We start from the raw sequence: 18,016 nt of genomic DNA on the forward strand, positions 1-18,016 counted from the left end.
GCTGTTGCCGCAATGCGGCAACAGCCTGTTCAAAATTGCGTTAATGCGGCCTCTATCACACCGAAGGGTGCGAGGCCTGCACCACGGCAAAGGCCGCCATGTTGACGACGCCGCGCGAGGTGACGCTGGGCGACAGGATATGGGCGGGCAGGGCAGTGCCGAGCAGGATCGGGCCCACATGCAGGCCCTCCGTCAGCGTGCGGGTGACGCCGAGCGTGATGTTGGCGGCATCAAGGTTCGGGAAGACCAGCAGGTTCGCTTCACCCGTCAGCACGCTGTTCGGCATGGCGCGCTTGCGCAGCGCTTCCGACAGCGCCGAGCCGCCCTGCATTTCGCCGTCCACTTCCAGTTCCGGTGCGGCTTCCTGCACGATCTTCAGGGCGCGGCGCATCTTGCGGGCGCTTTCGGAATCGCGCGAGCCGAAATTGGAGTGGCTGGCGAGTGCCACCTTCGGCGTGATGCCGAAGCGGCGGATTTCCTTGGCCGCGAGAATGGCCATTTCCGCCACTTCCTCGGAGGTCGGGTCATAGTTCACGAAAGTATCGGTGAGGAACAGCGCGCCCTGCTGGGTGATGAGCAGGCTGAGGCCCGCAAAGGAACGCACGCCTTCCTGCTTGCCAATGATCTGGTTCACGTCGCGCAGGTGGCGGTCGTAGCGGCCTTCGATGCCGCAGATCAGCGCATCCGCTTCGCCACGCTTCACCGAAAGCGCGCCGATGACGGTGGAGTTGGTGCGCACGATGGTACGCGCCGCTTCCGGGTTGATGCCGGCGCGGCCGACAAGGGCGAAATAATCATCGACATAGTCACGGTAACGCGGATCGTCTTCCGGATTGACCACCGCGAAATCTGCATGCGGGCGGATGCGCAGGCCGAAGCGCTTCAGGCGCGTTTCGATGATCTGCGGACGGCCGATGAGGATCGGAATGCCGGTGCCTTCTTCAAGCAGCACCTGGGCGGCACGCAGCACGCGCTCGTCTTCGCCTTCGGCAAAGATGATGCGCTTCTTTTCGGCGGCCTTGGCGGCGTTAAAGACCGGCTTCATGATGAAGCCCGAGCGCCAGACGAAACGGTTCAGCTGGTCGAGATAGGCTTCGAAATCGGTGATCGGCCGGGCGGCGACACCGCTTGCGGCGGCGGCACGGGCAACGGCCGGCGCGATGCGCAGGATGAGGCGTGGATCGAAGGGCGAGGGAATGAGATAGTTCGGGCCGAAGACCGGCGTTTCGCCGCTATAGGCCCTGGCGGCCACTTCGGAAACTTCCTCGCGGGCAAGCTCGGCGATGGCCTGCACGGCGGCCATCTTCATTTCTTCGTTGATGGTCGTCGCGCCGCAATCCAGCGCGCCGCGGAAGATATAGGGGAAGCAGAGAACGTTGTTCACCTGGTTCGGGAAGTCCGAACGGCCGGTGCAGATCATCGCATCCGGACGGGCCGCACGCGCCGCCTCCGGCATTATCTCGGGATTGGGGTTGGCGAGTGCGAGGATCAGCGGATTTTCCGCCATGCGCTCCAGCAGTTCCGGCTTCAGCACGCCGGCGGCCGAAAGGCCGAGGAAGACATCGGCGCCGTCGATGGACTCAGCCAGCACGCGCTTGTCGGTCTTCTGGGCGTAGACTTCCTTCCACTCGTCCATCAGCGTGTTGCGGCCGTCATAAACGAGGCCTTCAATGTCATGGACCCAGATGTTTTCCTTTTTCGCGCCCATGGCGACGAGCAGGTTGAGGCAGGCAAGGGCAGCAGCACCCGCGCCGGAGGCGACGATCTTGACGCTCGCGAGCGACTTGCCCGCCAGTTCCAGCGCATTGGTGACGGCGGCGGCAACGATGATCGCGGTGCCGTGCTGGTCGTCGTGGAAGACGGGGATATTCATCTTCTCGCGCAGCTGGCGTTCCACCTCGAAACATTCCGGCGCCTTGATATCCTCAAGGTTGATACCGCCGAAGGTGGGCTCCAGCGCCGAAATGGTCGACACCATGTCATTGATGCCGGGGGCGTCGATCTCGATATCGAAGACGTCGATGCCCGCGAATTTCTTGAAGAGGACGGCCTTGCCTTCCATGACGGGCTTGGAAGCAAGCGGGCCGATATTGCCGAGGCCGAGCACCGCCGTACCGTTGGAGATGACGGCGACGAGATTGGCGCGGGCGGTATATTCCGCTGCGGTTTCCGGGTTTTCATGGATGGCGAGGCAGGGGGCGGCAACACCCGGCGAATAGGCGAGCGCGAGATCGCGCTGGTTGCCGAGTGGCTTGGTGGCCTGGATTTCCAGCTTGCCGGGGCGCGGATAGCGGTGGAAAAAGAGCGCCTGTTCCTCGATGTCGGCCTTTGCCGTGTTGGCGGGCGTGTTGTTCTTATCGTGAGAGGTCATTCTTCCACCGTCATGTCTGGTTCAATTCCGGCCCTCTGAATACAACAAACTTCCCTGCGGTACAGCCGTTATTTACGGGCATCTTATGCAAATGCGGCCACGGCTTATTCGCGTTTTCGTGAAGGCTTTCGTCATATTCCCTATAAAAACCGGCGTCTGTCATGTTGCTGCAACACGAGTCTGGTTCTGAGAGGTAAGAAAGCCGCAGGGACGCAACCGAACAGGGGGATGAAATCCGTGGCCGGTCAAATCGAAACCAGACAGTTCAGAACGCTTTTCATTTCGGATGTTCATCTCGGCTCCAAGGCGGCCAAGACGGACTATCTGCTCGACTTCCTGAAATATCACGAGGCCGAGACGATCATTCTCGTGGGCGACATCGTCGACGGCTGGCGCCTGCGCCGCAGCTGGTACTGGCCGCAGGGCTGCAACGACGTGGTGCAGAAGCTGCTGCGCAAGGCCCGCAAGGGCACGCGCATCGTCTATATTCCCGGCAATCACGATGAATTCCTGCGGGAATTCCCCGGCATGCATTTCGGCGGCATCGAAGTGGCCGAGCGCATGATCCACGAGGCGGCCGACGGCAAGAAATACCTCATCATCCATGGCGACGAGTTCGACGTGGTGGTGCGCAATGCCCGCCTGCTCGCCTATCTTGGCGACTGGGCCTATGACGCGGCCATCGCCATCAACATCGCCATCGCCGCCGTGCGCCGCCGCATCGGCCTGCCTTACTGGTCGTTTTCGGCCTGGGCCAAGCTGCAGGTCAAGCACGCGGTCAACTTCATCGGCGAATTCCAGCGCGTGGTGGCCGACGAGGCGCGCCGCAACAATGTCGACGGCGTCATCTGTGGCCATATTCACCATGCGGTGATGGAGGACATGGACGGCATTCGCTACATCAATACCGGCGACTGGGTGGAAAGCTGCACGGCGATTGCCGAAAATGCCGATGGCAGCTTCGAGCTGATCACCTGGATGCAGACGAGCGGTGCTTCCGAACATGTTTCGGGAGAAATGGAGCCGGTGGAAATCCCGGGTCTGATCGGCAAGCACGCGGCTTGAATTGCTGCTTGACGGGGGCGGTTCATCGCCAGGCGTGGCCCCACTCTCTGTCGTCATCCTCGGGCTTGTCCCGAGGATCGGCAACCGATCGATTTTACGCGACGTGGATAGATCCTCGGGACAAGCCCGAGGATGACGCTGAATCTGCGGCAAAGTGGGTGGTCGTCTTGATGTGATGCTGCATGGACCGCTTTGACGGTCGGCGCAGTGTTTGCACGCGAAACCCGAACGTTACCACCACTCCCATAATTCCGGCCGGGCCGGACAAATCAGCGTCTTCATAGACGAACCGCAGCTAGCTCATATGGAGCGAGCTGTCACCGCTTGTTTCTTTTCCCCGAGGGGGAGAAGTCCGCGGCAGTGGGATGAGGGGGCGAGGGTGGAGATATCCGGAGAGCGAGTTCCCTCATCCGATCCTTCGGGCCACCTTCTCCCCGGCGGGGAGAAGAAACCAGCCGCGACGTTTGCATCCCTTTCCCTCCGATATTCTGGGTTTACCCCCACAATTCCGGCCGCGCCGGATAAACCAACGAGCCCTCATAGACCAAGCCGGGCTGCCGGTCCTCAGCCAGCAGCAGCGGCCCGTCGAGATCGGCAAAGGTCGCGCCTTGAGCGGCCAGCACGGCAGGTGCCATGCCGAGCGAGGTGCCGAGCATGCAGCCGACCATGATGGTGAAGCCGAGCCGTTCTGCTTCCGCCTTCATGACAAGCGCTTCCGTCAGGCCGCCGGTCTTGTCGAGCTTGATGTTGATCGCGTCATAACGGTCGCGCAGGCCGGCGAGGTCTCTCGTCGAATGCACGCTTTCGTCGGCGCAGATCAGCACGGGATGGTCGATGCGGGCGAGGATGGCGTCCTTGCCGGCGGGCAGGGGCTGTTCGATCAGCGATATCTTCAGTTCGGCGGCCAGTCCCAGGTAATATTCGATATTCCCGTCGTTCCAACCTTCGTTCGCATCGATGATGATGCGCGCCTCGGGCGCTGCGGCGCGCACGGCCCGCAGGCGGGCTTCGTCATCGGCGGTGCCGGTCTTGATCTTCAGGAGTGGGCGGGCGGCATTCTCGGCGGTCTTCGCGGCCATGGTGTCGGGGTCGGCAAGCGAAATCGTATAGGCGGTGACGAGTGGTTCAGCCGTCTGCCCGAGAACCTGCTCGGCGGCACTCTTGCCGCTCATCTTCGCTTCGAGGTCCCACAGCGCGCAATCGACGGCATTGCGGGCGGCACCCGGTTTCATCACCTGCTGCAACTCCTGCCGTGTCAGGCCGCCGGCGATCCGCGCTGCCATCGCCTCGATATCGGCAATGACGCCTTCGATGCTTTCACCGTAACGCGGATAGGGCACACATTCGCCTTTGCCGGCGAAGGAACCATCGCGGATGGTGCACGTTACGACATCCGCATGCGTGCGGGTGCCGCGTGAGATGGTGAAGCTGCCGGCGACGGGGAAACGGTCTGTTGTGGCTTGAAGGTAACGGGGCATGTTTTTTCACTTCTGATTGGGCGGCAAAAGACACATGACGCCAAATTTATCACGAATTGTCGGCGGTCACTGTGGCCTGCCGGAGACCGAAACGTTATGAAACCTTTAAGATTCTCGTGACGGCTGCACTCGCTCGGAGCATTATGCAAGAACAGGACCCACGGCAACAGGCGAACCCGGCCGCAATCACCGAAGGCGACACCGTCTCCGGCGGCGGCTTGCGTTATGTCATGAGCGGCTCGTGGCGCAACAGCAATCTCTCCGGCGTTTTCCACACTCTCGAAAAGATCGAAAGAACCAGATCCGCCGGCCCGGTGGAGATCGATCTTTCTTCCGTCGAGGCAATCGATACGACGGGTGCGTGGATCATCCAGCGTCTGCGGAAAGACCTCGAGAAAAACGGCGCCACCGTGACGGTGACGGGCAATGACCGTATCCAGGAGGTCATCGGCCAGTTGCCCGAAAAGGTGGATATGGAGGTCGAACCCGCCGCCCGCGAGGGGCTGGTCGAACGTATCTTCGCGCCTGTTGGCAAGGCCGTCATCCAGAACGGCGCGGATTTTCTGGCGGGCATGTATATTCTCGGCTCCGCAGTGCGTGGCGCCCAGATGAAGCTCGGGCGCGGGCGTGGCGTGTCGCCGGCGGCGATCGTCAACCAGATCGACCATATGGGCGTGCGCGCCGTGCCGATCATCATGCTGATGTCGTTCCTGATCGGTGCGATCATCGCCCAGCAGGGCGCGTTCCAGCTCAGATACTTCGGTGCTGAAGTCTTCGTCGTCGATCTCGTTGGCATTCTGCAATTGCGTGAAATCGGCGTTCTGCTCACCGCGATCATGATCGCCGGCCGTTCCGGCAGCGCCATCACGGCGGAAATAGGCTCGATGAAGATGCGCGAGGAAATCGACGCGCTGAAGGTCATCGGGCTTAACCCGGTGGGCGTGCTGGTGTTTCCGCGGCTGGTGGCGCTGACCATCGCGCTGCCGCTTTTGACCATTCTCGCCAATTTCGCCGCCCTTTTCGGCGCGGCCGTCGTGGCGCTGCTTTATTCCGGCATCACGTTTGAGGTGTTCCTGTCGCGCCTGCACGGCGCGGTGGAGGAATCGACCATCGCTGCGGGCATGATCAAGGCGCCATTCATGGCGCTCATCATCGGCATCGTCGCGGCGGTGGAGGGCATGAAGGTGGGCGGCTCGGCGGAATCGCTCGGCCAGCACGTCACCTCCTCGGTGGTGAAGTCGATCTTCGTCGTCATTCTGGTGGATGGCCTTTTCGCCATCTTCTACGCAGCCATCGATTTTTAAGGGGGCCGCGTTGGAGAAACAGGACCAGACACCGCAGCAGCAGACCAGAACCGGAAAAGACGGCAAAGAGGTGGTGCTTTCCGTCGAGGGCGTGACCGTCGGTTTCAACGGCCGGAACGTGCTCGAAAATCTCGACCTCGATGTCTATCGCGGTGAAATCCTCGGCTTTATCGGCCCCTCTGGTGCTGGCAAATCCGTGTTGATGCGGGCGATCTTGCGGCTCCTGCCGCGGCAGGCGGGTGCGATCCGCATTCTCGGCACTGACTACGACAGGGCAAGCGAAGACGACCGCATGATGCTCGACCAGCGGCTCGGCGTGTTGTTCCAGCAGGGCGCGCTGTTTTCCGGCCTGACGGTGAAGGAAAACATCCAGCTGCCGATGCGGGAATATCTGGACCTGCCGAAGAAGCTGATGGACGAGCTTGCCTACCTCAAGATCGAGATGGTCGGCCTGAAGCCCGATGCCGGCGACAAATACCCGTCGGAGCTTTCCGGCGGCATGATCAAGCGTGCGGCCCTTGCCCGGGCATTGTCGCTCGATCCCGACCTCGTCTTCCTCGATGAGCCGACATCCGGCCTCGATCCCATCGGGGCGGCGGAATTTGATATGCTGATTTCGCGCTTGCGTGATTCGCTCGGCCTGACCGTTTATATGGTGACGCACGACCTCGACAGCCTGTTCTCCGTCTGTGACCGCATCGCGGTTCTCGGCCAGAAGAAGGTGCTGGTGGAAGGGACATTGCAGGACATGTTCGCCTGCGACGACCCGTGGGTGCAGTCCTATTTCCGCGGCAAACGGGCGCGCTCTGTCGTTCTTCCGGACGGCAAACATGAAAATCCGGTGGAGTAACGAGAAGCATGGAAACCAAGGCGAACTACACCATAGTCGGAATTTTCACGCTGATCGTGATCGCCGCCGCATTCGGCTTCGTTTACTGGATGGCGGAATTCGGCCGTGGCGGTCCGACCGCGCAGCTTGTCGTGCGCATTCCGGGCTCTGCGAATGGCCTTTCCGTAGGTTCTCCCGTGCGCTTCAACGGCATTCCCGTCGGCACCGTGCGTGGCCTTGCCATCGACCGCGATGACCCGGCCTATTCCATCGCCTTTACTGAAGTGCAGGCGGATGCGCCGGTTTTTCCGTCTACTCGCGCCGTGCTTGAAATTCAGGGCCTGACCGGTGCCGCCTATATCGAGCTTTCCGGCGGCAACAAGGATGGCGAGCGCATTCTGCAGAAAGCCGTCGAAAGTGGCGTTCCCGCCGAGCTGACGGCCGATCTTTCCAGCGTTACCAACCTGCTTGCCACGGCTGATAAAATCCTGAAGCGCGCCGATGGTGCGATCGGCGAATTGCAGGGCTTTGTGCAGGATGCCCGTGGCCCGTTGACGCAGACGGTGCGTAATGCCGAGAAATTCTCCGATGCGCTGGCGGCCAATTCCGACGGCATCAAGAACTTCATTGCAAGCTTGAGCTCGCTTTCCACCACCGTGCAATCGGTCTCGGTGCGCCTCGACGGCACGCTGACGGCCATCGAAGATCTGGTGAAGGCGGTGGATGCCGGCAAGATCGATTCCATCCTTTCGAATGTCGACAAGGTGACGAAGGATGTCGCTTCCGCCTCCAGCGACATTCAGGGCATCATGGAAACCGTGCAGAGCACGGCGCGCAATTTCGAGGCGGCGAGCACCGAGGTGCAGACAGTCGTGAAGCGCGCGGATGAGCTTCTTGCTTCCGTCGATCCCGCCAAGGTCAGCACCGTGGTGGGCGATGTTTCCGCAGCGACCGCCGATGCGCGTGACGCCGTGGCGAACTTCAAGCGGATTGCCGATGATGTGGGTGCGCGCCGCGCCGATATCGATCAGGCGGTTTCCGACTTCACCGAGATGGGCCGCAAGCTGAACCTTGCCTCCAGCCGTGTCGATGGCATTCTCGCCAGGGTGGATGGCATGCTTGGCACTGACGATGCCAATTCCCTGTTTGCCAAGGCGCGCGAGACGCTGACCTCCTTCAAGGCGGTGGCCGACAATCTCAATGCCCGCATCGGGCCGATTGCCGACAATCTGACCCGCTTCTCCAGCTCCGGCCTGAAAGATTTCCAGGCGCTGATCGGCAGCACGCGGGTCACTGTCGACAATCTCAACAATGCCATCACCAATATCGACCGCGATCCGCAGCGGTTGATTTTCGGCGGCGAAACCGTGAAACAATATGATGGCAGAACAAGGCGCTAAGAGGGGTATCGGCCAATGAGACTATCGATGAACGGCCAAAAACGCCGCGCCCTCCTTCTGGCTCCGCTATTTGCCGCCTTGATGGCAGGCTGTGCAGGTGCGCCGACGAACGATACCTTCGATCTTTCCGTATCCTCGGCGGCGGTAGCGCAGGGGCCCTCGCTGAAGAGCCGGCAATTGCTGATCGCCGATCCGACCGCCCTGAAGGCGCTCGATAGCGAAAACATCGTGGTGCGGCTTTCCGGCTCGGAAGTGCAATATCTCGGCAATTCGCAATGGAGCGACCGCCTGCCGCGCATGGTGCAATCCAAGCTAGTGGAAGCCTTCGAGGATACCGGCAAGCTCGGCGGCGTCGGCCGGCCGGGGCAGGGGCTGGCTATCGATTATCAGGTCGTGACCGATATCCGCGCCTTCGAAATCGATACGGCAAGGAACATCGCCAATATCGAAATGTCGGTGAAGCTCCTGAACGACCGCAACGGCACGGTGAAGGCGCAGGAAGTGTTCCGCGCCAGCGCCCGCGTCAGCGGTTCCGGCAACGCCAATTTCGTCAAGGCGCTCGACCAGGCCTTTGCCGCCGCCACCCGCGACATCGTGGCCTGGACGCTGAAATCGCTTTAAGCGCCCGGCAGTCATTGCCGTCACGAGAAACCGCTTTATGTTTGCGCAGGACCGGTCGCCGATCGGTTTATGCGTAATGTTGCCGATCCGTGAGTTCGTGATGCGATTTCTGCTGCTGCTTTGCCTTATGCTTTCCGCACTGTCCGGAACGGATGCCGCCACGGCGGCCGGTCTCCGGTTGGTCGATGTTCCAGCCGCGAATGGCAAAGCCGCCATGAAGGCTGCGGTGTGGTCGCCCTGCGCGGCCGCGCCGGGAGAGGTCAGGATCGGCCCCTTCCTTTTGCCCGCCGTGCGGGATTGCCCGATCCCTCACGGGAAATATCCGCTCGTTGTCATCTCCCATGGCTTTGGCGGCACCTATTTCAGCCATCGCGACACGGCGGCGGCGCTGGCGGATGCCGGCTTCATTGTCGCGGCGATCAATCACCCCGGAGACAACGCGCTTGAGATGAAGAAGGCGGGTGAACTTTCCGCGCTGACGAGCCGGCCGGCGGATATTGCCCGAGTGCTGGATCATCTGCTCGCAGGCTGGAGCGAAGCCGGTTCCATCGATGCCGGGCGGATCGGCGTCTTCGGATTTTCGCGTGGCGGTTATACAGCGCTGGTGCTTGCCGGCGGCATTCCCGATTTTGCCAATGCCGGGCTGCCCTGTCCTGACCCGCAGGCGCCGATTTGCACGCAGATGCGGCAGAAGACGGCGTTGCCGCAGCACGGTGGTCAGGACAGGCGCGTGAAGGCTGTGGTCGTTGCCGACCCGTTGAATGCCTTTCCCGGCGCGGGCGACCTGAAGGCCATCGCGATCCCCGTCCAGCTGTGGAGTTCGGAACAGGGCGGCGATGGGGTTGTGCCGCAGGATATTGCAAGGCTGCGCGACGATCTGCCGGTGAAACCGGATTATCGGATGGTGAAAGGGGCAGGGCATTTTTCGTTCATTGCCCCTTGCCCGCCGGAGATGGCAAAAGCCGCGCCCCAGATTTGCAGCGACGCGGCGGACTTCGATCGGGCGGAGTTCCATCGCGGTTTTAACGCCGATGTCGTCAGTTTCTTCAAGGCGTCGCTGCGCTGAACCGCTCTTGGCGGACGCGGAAGCCGTCGATCAGGCGGCGTCCTGCTGCGATTGCCATTCCGGCAGCGGGAAAACCCGGTCGTAGCTCCAGTTGAAGACAAAAGCATAGGCCACGTAAAACAGCGCAAACGAGATATCCATCACCAGCGCGTGGGCAAGGCTGATATTCAGATACCAGGCGATGAAGGGCATCAGCACGATCAGGAGGCCGAGCTCGAACAACACGGCGTGGGCGACCCGGATGGCCGGGGTCTTCAACGTCGTGCCCTTCAGCCGCTGCATGGCATGGTCAAAGCCAAGATTGTAGACATAGTTCCAGATCGTGGCGAGCGTGGCGCTGACGAGGCCGACGATACCGATATCTTCCATCGGCATGCCAAAGAGCAGCGCGCCCAAGGGGATGACGAGCAGAAGGCCGATGATTTCAAAGCTGAGCGCGTGGCGGATACGATCTTGCAGGGAACGCATTTCATTCTCCGGTATGTGACCGGGCCGTCCCGCATGCTGTCGCCAATATGGCCGAGGTCGTCCTCGCGCTGAGGCATATAGAGCTTTTGGGCGGAATTTTCAAGCTTGGGGCTGAGGGCAGCCGCTGTCACGGGGATGGTGCCGCTTGTTTCTTCTCCTCGAGGGGGAGAACGTCGCGGCAGCGGGATGAGGGGGCGAGGGCAGAGATATCCCTTGAGCGAGCCCCCTCATCCGACCCTTCGGGCCACCTTCTCCCCGGTGGGGAGAAGAAACAAGTGGCAGCGCCTTGGCCTCTCTTGGGGAAAGGGCGAAGGCTGCGGGAACAAGACCCGTGCTTTTTCGTTATCGCTCATGGAAGGAGGCGTGCCATGCAGCAGAATTCCTCTGGAGGAAGAACGATCAGGGCCGCCAACACGGCGAAGGTTTCGACTTACACGCCAAGCCTCATTTCCCTGAAGGGAAGTTACGTGGCGATGATATTTCGCAGGCCGCTTTGCCGAAATCCGCTGGATGTGCGGAAAAAATAGGGCGATGACAGTGCCCTTTCACTTGGCTGCACATCGATGACGACTGCCGAAATGATGATGAGCTTTAGATGTCTCTAAAGTGTGATTTTCAATCCGGCGCGTCTCCACCTAGACTGGAGATTGCCACAAAAGCGAAGGGAGAATGACATGAAATCAGTTCTCATTATCGCCGCTGTCTTTGGTTTTTCCGCCAGTGCAGCGCTTGCGGAATGCGCAGGTCATGAAAAGATCAACGCTTCCGTTCCTGCCGTAGACCGTGAATTCAAGACCGCAAGCATCGTGCCGCCGACGGACCCCGTCGACAAACCCGTCGTCATCCTGAAAAAGACCGACCGCCTTCCGGCTGCGGTTGCGACGACCGGTGAGCCCGAGGCCGCAATGCAACGCATGCAATAGCCCGGAACAACAACCTCTTCATTCAGAAAATCCCGTGCGTGAGGTGATCCGCACGGGATTTCGCTTTTTGAAAAACGGGAAGCAGGAACGTCTTGCGGTGAGGCCTGCCTTGCGAGCCTTCTCCAGCATTTCCATGGCAACTAGCTATCGAGTTTGAGCGACAGCTGCTTCGGCCCTTCGTTCTTTTTGAGAACATAGAGCGGCCGGGTGATGATGACTTCCGTTCGCCGCTGCAGTTCGCGGCGCCGTTCAAGCGCGCGCTCACGCATGTCGCGCGAGCGGGCCACGACGGAAAGGGCATTTTCTATGGTTACGTCTGCTGTGTTCATCGCTGACCTCCATAATGTTCACTTTATGTTCTCATTATTAGGGGCTTGTGTCAACACTGTGGCAGGGTGGCCGGCGAGCGATGTGCCCGTGGAATAACAAGCCTCCGGGTGCGACCGGCTGCACCGGGTGTTGCCCGTCGCACAGGACCGGCCGCACCGGAACATTGTTACGGCGCAAGCCGACGCTTCCGACGGGCGACAGGGACGCTCCGGATCTCTTCGATCGATTTTTACGATGATTGTCTCGACGGCGCGGGCGCTGATCCGCCCCGGCTCGAAGATGTCAGGAGAGGGGACGTTGATCCGGCGCGGGAAGGCCGCCGGCGGACATGAGGTCGGTGAGATACTCGCTGGCGAGTGCAACGATGGCAAGGGCGGCCTGCTGGCGGTTCCAGCCGGCATGTTCCGCTTTTTCGATCAGCCCGTGAATGGAAGGCTCTAGCGCGAACTGACACTCGGCCTGGTAGTCCATGGTGTCGATCGAAAGCGACGGGGAATTGATTGCGGCCCGCATCGTTTGGTCTCCCTGTTTTCCGTCATGCCCATCATACGCGAAACGCAAATCGGAACATGCACATTCAGAGGCCGGTGATATCGGGTATGCTCTACAAGGCCCGTACATCACTGGCAGCGAATCCCCCAGCAGGCGGACGTTAACGGCAAGTCTTGATGGCTGTCAACGAGCCTGCGGCGGCGATGACCCCGCCAGACGCATTTTCAGAGCCTTCTATTCCGAAAAGGCTTTCGCCTCCAGATCAGCAGCGCCATGACATAAAGCGCAAAAATCACGAACCAGGTGACGGGCAGCACCATGAAAAGCGCCGCATAGGCGCAATTTCCCTCAAAACAGGACCCGAGAAATCCGGAATCGGCCAAGGCCGCCGACAATAAAAATGCACATACCCCGCTCCCGACCGCGCCGAGGACGAAAATCAATATGTTGACGATCAATCTCATGGTCCCGATCATAAGGATGATTGAGACAGCTTTGGGGAAAGGCCGTCAGTGGAAGGCCGATTTCATCCTTCGTGGGACGCGGCGTTGCGCTGCCGGCGGTGGCGACGACATTGTGCGCGAGCTCTACCGAAGGCGAAACGGGTCGCATAGGCAACAAGGGTTCATTCTATGCTTTAAATAAGCATCACAATAACTTGTTATCTATTGGGAAATTTGTGGATTATGAGGAGCTTGTCTCTCCGCCCCCCACTATGACTGTGCCATGCTCACATACCTTCTTTGCGGATATTCATCGGGGGAATGGTTTAGAGTTCTGCGCAAGATCGAGGGCCCCCTGACCAGGCGGAAGTCCAGATCCAGGGCCGTGTAGCCGATCAATAGTCCTGCCCAACACATGAAGGCGGGATTGACGTCGAGTTCTTCGAAAAGATAGCCGCAGGTCAATGTCACTGCCACGTAGAGGAAAAAACGGATCTTACGGCGGCGGAATATGAGATAGGCGACGGAGCCCAATACGAAAATGCTGATGAGGACGCCGGCCGTGAAGGCTGTCGAGATAAAGCCATTGTGAGGGCTGCCGAAATGGCCAAGCGCGTTCATTTCGGCCACTCTGGCACTAAGCCCTATGCCGAACGGACTATTCATCGCGACCTGCACACCATATCCGAGTGATTCCAGCCGGTCGAAAACGTTGGAGGCTGCGTTGTCATCTTCAACGAACCGTTTCGCAACCGCGCCTTCGATCAAGCCGAAAAGACCGAGCGGAAGAATGATCGACAATAAGAACGCGCCGAGGGCGGCGTATAAGGCCGTCAGCTTGAGTTTTTTGTTCGACAGGGAGTGGGTGTAGGAAAGGATCGAGACCAGAAGGACCGTTCCCATGCCGGATCTGTTCAATGTGGCGCTGAAAGAAATTATGTAGAGAAGAAAAAACGAAGCAAATATAAGAAAACTCCGGCGCTTTTCCGCCAGATATGCCGCCGCCGCCGCCGCAAGGGCAAATACCGGCCCGGCCTCGTTGCCCTGGGACCACAGGCCTCCGGCTTTCTCGAAACGTATCAGTGAAGCATTGACGTCGCCCGTTGCTGCGGCGTCTGCCACGGCCTGGTAGTCAAATTCGAGAGCCAGCCCGAACCTCGAAAGGGTAGAGGGGCTATAGAGATCGAACAGCAGACACATGACGGTTGCGCCGAAACCCAATAATACGCCCCAGCAGAATAGTTCAAGGCAATCCTCCTTGAGTAGGGCGAAAGTAAATGGCAGGAAATACAGGATGTATAAAAACGTAAAAATCGATGAATAATGTTCTCCGTCCGCTCGATTATACGACAATAGCAGAGCTATGAACAATGTCATGACTATGGGCGTCGTGTGGATCAGGAAAAGTGTGGAGTTGATTATTCTGATGTAGACCAGATAAATGATGGGCAGCGTGGTTATGACGATGATGTCGGTAATTCTTAAAAAAGGAACACCGAAGGCGGTCGGGATCACGTTGAGCTGTGAAAAGAAACCAAAAGCCAGGACGAAACACTGGATCAGAAATCTGGGGCCGACTATCCTGCCGGGATAGTAGGGCATGGCGTTGACGAATGCGGGCATCCTGCTTGCCAGCCGTCGATTGTGGTGCTTAGATTGTTGCACGAGATTGAATCTCTCAATTATTTATAAGAACGTCATCAAGCTAAATTAGAGAATATTTTTTCTTTGTTCATTCGTAAGCGGGTGAAATCCGCATCGATTTCCGACATGTCGGCGTCAGCGCAATATTCATTTTGTCCCAATATTTTATTGTAAATAAAAAACTAATATACCGAATGCGTGGTCTACGACCAGATGGGTATTTAATTTATTTAAGCTAAGAGGCGATTTTGATTAAGAATCTCCATGTCCTTAGGGCTGTCGCGGCGCTGATGGTCGTATATGTCCACATCGGCCCAGAAATGCGTCAGGTATATGACAATTTCCCCATGCTGGTTTCTGGTAATGCCGGCGTTGACATATTTTTTGTTCTGTCCGGATTTCTTATGGTGTTGACCACCGAGCAATCGAAGCTGACGCCACTGGTATTTTATTTCCACAGAATAGCGCGAATTGCTCCCCTCTATTGGGCGATAACGACTGTAATATGCCTCGCTTATCTTGCGGGGATGAAGCCTATCGGGGTGGTTGATCTGCCATTCGATCTTGTCTTGCGGTCGTATCTGTTTCTGCCTGTCGAGCGCGATGGGCTGTATCAGCCGATAGTCTATGTGGGCTGGACCCTGATCTATGAGGTCTTTTTCTACTTCATTTTTGGTGCATTTGTAAGTTTGAAGGACAGGGTCCGCGCTTCCGTCATGGTAACGGGCATCATTCTCGCATTGGTCCTGCTGCCGTTTGTCCTGAGGATAGAAAATTCCACGTCTGCCTGGTTTTACACCAGGCCGATCATGCTGGATTTCGTGTTCGGCATCTGGCTCGCGCGCCTTTCCATGAGGGCCGATCTGCAACGCCTTCCCGCTTCCGTGTCAATTGGAGGGATATTGGCGGGGATATTGTTGATTGTGCTGCCGGACATCACGCCGATACCGCAGTTGGACGGTTTCATCAGGCCGCTGACATGGGGTGTGGGCGGAAGTCTCATAATCCTTGTGCTGATCGCTCTGGAGCGGCAAGGCCGGACCCTTGATTATCCGTTCCTCATCACAATTGGCTCGGCGAGCTATGCGATATATCTCACGCATCCTCTCGTCCTGCATCTCGTATCGAAAATTGCGTCCCGTTTTGTCGATTTCCCCGTGATCTTTGCGGCGATGACATTGATAGGCGGGCTGGGGCTGATTTTGCTGGTTGGGGTTATGTCGTGGCGTCTGTTGGAGGCGCCAATGCATAAGCTCATGCGGAAATGGCTGTCGATCTATCTGCTTCGCGCCAACCGGGGCGAAGCGACGGTTCAGCTAAGGTGAGACTGTCAGGCAGATCTTTTTTGCAAGCGCCTTTGCCAGGGACTGATTGGCTGCGGGGCTGAGATGGAGGCCGTCGACCCATTTGGTGGCAACATCGGCCAGGGCCTGCGGCGCCTCGACCAAAGCCATGTTCCTTGCCTGCGCGGTGTTGCGGACGACGTCCCGGTATCGCTCCACGCCCGCGTCTACCGCGTTATCAGCGATCGGCGGAGGCGTGACAAGAATGACCTTGCTGCCTGCCGAGATACGGCGGTCAATCAGGCTCTGCAGATTTGCATGAAACTCTTGCGTTGTGAGGGTTCTTTCCAGTTTGCCGAAATTGCCGGCATCGTTGGTGCCGTACATTAGTACCGTCAGGTCGCCATTGCTGGAGGAAGCCCACCGTTTAATTCCGTCAATGCTTCTGTCTCCGGGGAAGCCATGGTTTACGATCTGGACGCCGGGCAGGGATTTTCCCACTTCTTCGGGGTAGGGGGTACGGCTTCTTCTCGCCCATCCATTGTTGATTTTCGGTGCCCCGTTCATCTCGGCTTCGTCGAAGCCGTAGGTGAGGCTGTCTCCTTCAAAAACGATCTTCGAACCCGGCTTCAAGGAAACCTGTTCGGGCAGGCATGTTGCGGAAACCGGGGTGGAAAAGAAAATGGCGCTCCCCATCGCGGCTGCGGCGGTGGTGCGCAAAAAAGCTTTTGGCTTCATATGTTAAATCCGTTATACCTTATACAGTATATTTTTCAGGATATTTTAAATGATATTTAATTTGCAGGTTTTGAGAGCGGTTGCCGCTTATCTTGTTTTTTTTCATCATTTTGTTCCAAATCTAACACCCTATTTCCCCAATGCAAAGAGCTATGAGTTCGGCGCCGCAGGGGTCGATATATTTTTTGTATTGAGCGGTTTTATTATGGTCGTCACGACTTTTAATAAAGAGAGCGATCCTTTTCGATTTATGCTGAACAGAATTGTTCGCATCGTTCCCATGTACTGGATCGTAACGCTTTTTGTTGTTGCTTTGTTTTTGATAGGTTTTCGCCCTGTCGGCGTGATGGAGCTGCGCGCGGATTATATATTCAACTCGCTGTTTTTTATACCGTTTACGCGCAACGGTCTGTGGGAGCCAATTCTGTCGGTGGGATGGACGCTGAATTACGAGATGTTCTTCTACGTTGTCTTCGCCTCTCTCCTGCCAATAAAGAACTTCCTCCTCAGGATTTGCTTCCTTTCGGCAGTTCTGGCGATTTTTGTCGCTTCCGGCGAAGTTCTCCCGCTCGGATATATGGCATATTACGCAAAGCCGATAATACTGGACTTCGTCTTCGGGGTCGCCATCGGAGCGGCATATCTTTTGACCGGAGCACGGTGGTCGGACAATAAGGCCGCCGCGGCTGCGGGTTGGTCTTTCCTGATTTTGGGCGTGGTGCTGATCGCGGCTACGGGCTTTGGCCTGGGGCTATCTCACAGCACCGGCATATTCCGGCCTCTGAGCTGGGGCGTGGCTGGATTTCTATTGGTGTCCGGATGTGTGTTGCTGGAGAAAAACGGATTTCGTCTAAAGAACAAATGGATTATCGAGCTTGGTAATGCCAGCTACTCAATTTATCTCATACACAATCTGCTCATTCAAACATCCGCCAAAGCTGTCAATGCGCTTTGGGGTCCGGGCATCCTTTCGGTAGCCTTGGCTGCCATCTTGGCCCTGTTCGCCACGACGCTGCTGAGTTTGATGGCCTACCGCTTCGTTGAGGCTCCGTTAAATCAAGCCTATCGCCGTAGAAGTGCCTCCGCACCAAAAGCGGAAGCGGCGGTTAGTCAGAACGGGTGATTTTTCACTCTGTCATGAAAGGTATCGCTGGCGTTCGACGAGCGCCGCAGCTTGGCAGAGAGGTTTTCTGTGGGCGGCTTCAGTGGGCGCTCACAGCCGCGTTTCGCGCCTTTTGATCAGGAGGGTGCGTCCGCTGCATCCGTGCCGCCGAGGGGCGGGAACATTGCTATGGCGAGTTGCTGGCGCGAGGGTGCGGACCTTGTCGCCAAAGGCGGATTTCAAGGTCATTTTATTCTAGGCTGCAGGGGAAAAATTCGAGCCGCTTTGCGGCTGAATTAAACACTAAGTGTTTGGAAAGATTGGTGGGTGATGTAGGGCTCGAACCTACGACCCGCTGATTAAGAGTCAGCTGCTCTACCAACTGAGCTAATCACCCGACCGGCACCGTGTGGCGGTGTGAGGGGGGCTATAAAGGGGAAGTTTGGGCTTGTCCAGCGC

17 protein-coding genes and 1 tRNA gene are annotated in these 18,016 nt (G+C 58.2%); 9 read left to right on the top strand and 9 right to left on the bottom strand.

Going from position 1 to position 18,016, the window contains the following annotated elements; translation table 11 throughout:
- Positions 1-55 precede the first annotated feature (55 nt).
- A complete protein-coding gene (locus QD336_RS00870) occupies positions 56-2,371 on the bottom strand; it encodes an NADP-dependent malic enzyme (protein WP_269341234.1) in 2,316 nt (771 codons plus the stop codon).
- Positions 2,372-2,599: 228 nt separating this feature from the next.
- Between QD336_RS00870 and QD336_RS00875 the strand changes: the two genes are divergently transcribed.
- Positions 2,600-3,436 (top strand): UDP-2,3-diacylglucosamine diphosphatase, encoded by an 837-nt coding sequence (locus QD336_RS00875; protein ID WP_269341235.1) that lies wholly within the window; start codon positions 2,600-2,602, stop codon positions 3,434-3,436.
- A gap of 494 nt (positions 3,437-3,930) precedes the next feature.
- On the opposite strand, the gene dgcA is transcribed toward QD336_RS00875, so the two are convergent.
- Complete coding sequence (gene dgcA / locus QD336_RS00880) at positions 3,931-4,914, bottom strand: N-acetyl-D-Glu racemase DgcA (protein WP_499168887.1); 984 nt, start codon at positions 4,912-4,914, stop codon at positions 3,931-3,933.
- A 143-nt stretch (positions 4,915-5,057) separates the two neighbouring features.
- On the opposite strand from dgcA, the gene QD336_RS00885 reads away from it, so the two are divergent.
- The 5 genes from QD336_RS00885 to QD336_RS00905 all read left to right on the top strand — a co-directional run bounded on the left by QD336_RS00885 (position 5,058) and on the right by QD336_RS00905 (position 10,134).
- Positions 5,058-6,218, top strand: a complete 1,161-nt coding sequence (locus QD336_RS00885; RefSeq protein ID WP_269341237.1) for an ABC transporter permease — start codon at positions 5,058-5,060, stop codon at positions 6,216-6,218.
- 10 nt (positions 6,219-6,228) lie between these two features.
- The gene (locus QD336_RS00890) at positions 6,229-7,068 is read left to right on the top strand and encodes an ABC transporter ATP-binding protein (protein ID WP_499168889.1); all 840 of its coding nucleotides are present in this window, start codon (positions 6,229-6,231) and stop codon (positions 7,066-7,068) included.
- 8 nt (positions 7,069-7,076) lie between these two features.
- Positions 7,077-8,447, top strand: coding sequence for an MlaD family protein (locus tag QD336_RS00895; protein WP_269341239.1), 1,371 nt, complete (start codon positions 7,077-7,079; stop codon positions 8,445-8,447).
- A 15-nt stretch (positions 8,448-8,462) separates the two neighbouring features.
- Positions 8,463-9,068 carry an ABC-type transport auxiliary lipoprotein family protein gene (locus QD336_RS00900; protein ID WP_499168891.1) on the top strand — a complete coding sequence of 202 codons (606 nt, stop codon included), beginning with the start codon at positions 8,463-8,465 and terminating at the stop codon, positions 9,066-9,068.
- 100 nt (positions 9,069-9,168) lie between these two features.
- Complete coding sequence (locus QD336_RS00905; RefSeq protein ID WP_499168892.1) at positions 9,169-10,134, top strand: alpha/beta hydrolase family protein; 966 nt, start codon at positions 9,169-9,171, stop codon at positions 10,132-10,134.
- A 30-nt stretch (positions 10,135-10,164) separates the two neighbouring features.
- On the opposite strand, the gene QD336_RS00910 is transcribed toward QD336_RS00905, so the two are convergent.
- Positions 10,165-10,602, bottom strand: a complete 438-nt coding sequence (locus QD336_RS00910) for a PACE efflux transporter (RefSeq protein ID WP_499168893.1) — start codon at positions 10,600-10,602, stop codon at positions 10,165-10,167.
- A 674-nt stretch (positions 10,603-11,276) separates the two neighbouring features.
- Here QD336_RS00910 and QD336_RS00915 point away from each other — a divergent pair.
- On the top strand, positions 11,277-11,525 hold the full coding sequence (locus QD336_RS00915) for a hypothetical protein (protein ID WP_499168896.1): 249 nt from the start codon (positions 11,277-11,279) through the stop codon (positions 11,523-11,525).
- Positions 11,526-11,665: 140 nt separating this feature from the next.
- Here the strand turns inward: QD336_RS00915 and QD336_RS00920 are convergent, their stop codons facing one another.
- The 4 genes from QD336_RS00920 to QD336_RS00935 form a co-directional block, all read right to left on the bottom strand.
- Positions 11,666-11,854, bottom strand: coding sequence for a hypothetical protein (locus QD336_RS00920; RefSeq protein WP_269341244.1), 189 nt, complete (start codon positions 11,852-11,854; stop codon positions 11,666-11,668).
- Between the two features lie 283 nt (positions 11,855-12,137).
- On the bottom strand, positions 12,138-12,368 hold the full coding sequence (locus QD336_RS00925; RefSeq protein WP_269341245.1) for a hypothetical protein: 231 nt from the start codon (positions 12,366-12,368) through the stop codon (positions 12,138-12,140).
- 203 nt (positions 12,369-12,571) lie between these two features.
- Positions 12,572-12,823, bottom strand: a complete 252-nt coding sequence (locus tag QD336_RS00930; RefSeq protein ID WP_499168898.1) for a hypothetical protein — start codon at positions 12,821-12,823, stop codon at positions 12,572-12,574.
- 237 nt (positions 12,824-13,060) lie between these two features.
- Entirely contained in the window at positions 13,061-14,413 is a 1,353-nt protein-coding gene (locus tag QD336_RS00935) for an O-antigen ligase family protein (RefSeq protein ID WP_499168899.1), read from the bottom strand.
- A gap of 269 nt (positions 14,414-14,682) precedes the next feature.
- Here QD336_RS00935 and QD336_RS00940 point away from each other — a divergent pair, with 269 nt between their 5' ends.
- The gene (locus QD336_RS00940; protein WP_499168900.1) at positions 14,683-15,759 is read left to right on the top strand and encodes an acyltransferase family protein; all 1,077 of its coding nucleotides are present in this window, start codon (positions 14,683-14,685) and stop codon (positions 15,757-15,759) included.
- Here the strand turns inward: QD336_RS00940 and QD336_RS00945 are convergent.
- Positions 15,751-16,455 (bottom strand): SGNH/GDSL hydrolase family protein, encoded by a 705-nt coding sequence (locus tag QD336_RS00945; RefSeq protein WP_499168902.1) that lies wholly within the window; start codon positions 16,453-16,455, stop codon positions 15,751-15,753. The two genes, QD336_RS00940 and QD336_RS00945, sit on opposite strands and share 9 nt — an antisense overlap.
- A gap of 49 nt (positions 16,456-16,504) precedes the next feature.
- Here QD336_RS00945 and QD336_RS00950 point away from each other — a divergent pair, with 49 nt between their 5' ends.
- A complete protein-coding gene (locus tag QD336_RS00950) occupies positions 16,505-17,578 on the top strand; it encodes an acyltransferase family protein (RefSeq protein ID WP_499168904.1) in 1,074 nt (357 codons plus the stop codon).
- A 300-nt stretch (positions 17,579-17,878) separates the two neighbouring features.
- Here QD336_RS00950 and QD336_RS00955 read toward each other — a convergent pair.
- Positions 17,879-17,954, bottom strand: a tRNA-Lys gene (locus tag QD336_RS00955).
- Between the last annotated feature and the right edge of the window lie 62 nt (positions 17,955-18,016).

The sequence above is a fragment of the Rhizobium sp. BR 250 genome (genome assembly GCF_047445855.1).
GTDB classification, from domain to species: domain Bacteria; phylum Pseudomonadota; class Alphaproteobacteria; order Rhizobiales; family Rhizobiaceae; genus Agrobacterium; species Agrobacterium tumefaciens_I.

Coding starts and splice junctions, on each gene's coding strand:
- QD336_RS00870 (WP_269341234.1), bottom strand. CDS start 2,371: ATGACCTCTCACGATAAGAACAACACGCCCGCCAACACGGCAAAGGCC.
- QD336_RS00875 (WP_269341235.1), top strand. CDS start 2,600: ATGAAATCCGTGGCCGGTCAAATCGAAACCAGACAGTTCAGAACGCTT.
- dgcA (WP_499168887.1), bottom strand. CDS start 4,914: ATGCCCCGTTACCTTCAAGCCACAACAGACCGTTTCCCCGTCGCCGGC.
- QD336_RS00885 (WP_269341237.1), top strand. CDS start 5,058: ATGCAAGAACAGGACCCACGGCAACAGGCGAACCCGGCCGCAATCACC.
- QD336_RS00895 (WP_269341239.1), top strand. CDS start 7,077: ATGGAAACCAAGGCGAACTACACCATAGTCGGAATTTTCACGCTGATC.
- QD336_RS00900 (WP_499168891.1), top strand. CDS start 8,463: ATGAGACTATCGATGAACGGCCAAAAACGCCGCGCCCTCCTTCTGGCT.
- QD336_RS00905 (WP_499168892.1), top strand. CDS start 9,169: ATGCGATTTCTGCTGCTGCTTTGCCTTATGCTTTCCGCACTGTCCGGA.
- QD336_RS00910 (WP_499168893.1), bottom strand. CDS start 10,602: ATGCGTTCCCTGCAAGATCGTATCCGCCACGCGCTCAGCTTTGAAATC.
- QD336_RS00915 (WP_499168896.1), top strand. CDS start 11,277: ATGAAATCAGTTCTCATTATCGCCGCTGTCTTTGGTTTTTCCGCCAGT.
- QD336_RS00920 (WP_269341244.1), bottom strand. CDS start 11,854: ATGAACACAGCAGACGTAACCATAGAAAATGCCCTTTCCGTCGTGGCC.
- QD336_RS00925 (WP_269341245.1), bottom strand. CDS start 12,368: ATGCGGGCCGCAATCAATTCCCCGTCGCTTTCGATCGACACCATGGAC.
- QD336_RS00930 (WP_499168898.1), bottom strand. CDS start 12,823: ATGATCGGGACCATGAGATTGATCGTCAACATATTGATTTTCGTCCTC.
- QD336_RS00935 (WP_499168899.1), bottom strand. CDS start 14,413: ATGCCCGCATTCGTCAACGCCATGCCCTACTATCCCGGCAGGATAGTC.
- QD336_RS00945 (WP_499168902.1), bottom strand. CDS start 16,455: ATGAAGCCAAAAGCTTTTTTGCGCACCACCGCCGCAGCCGCGATGGGG.
- QD336_RS00950 (WP_499168904.1), top strand. CDS start 16,505: ATGATATTTAATTTGCAGGTTTTGAGAGCGGTTGCCGCTTATCTTGTT.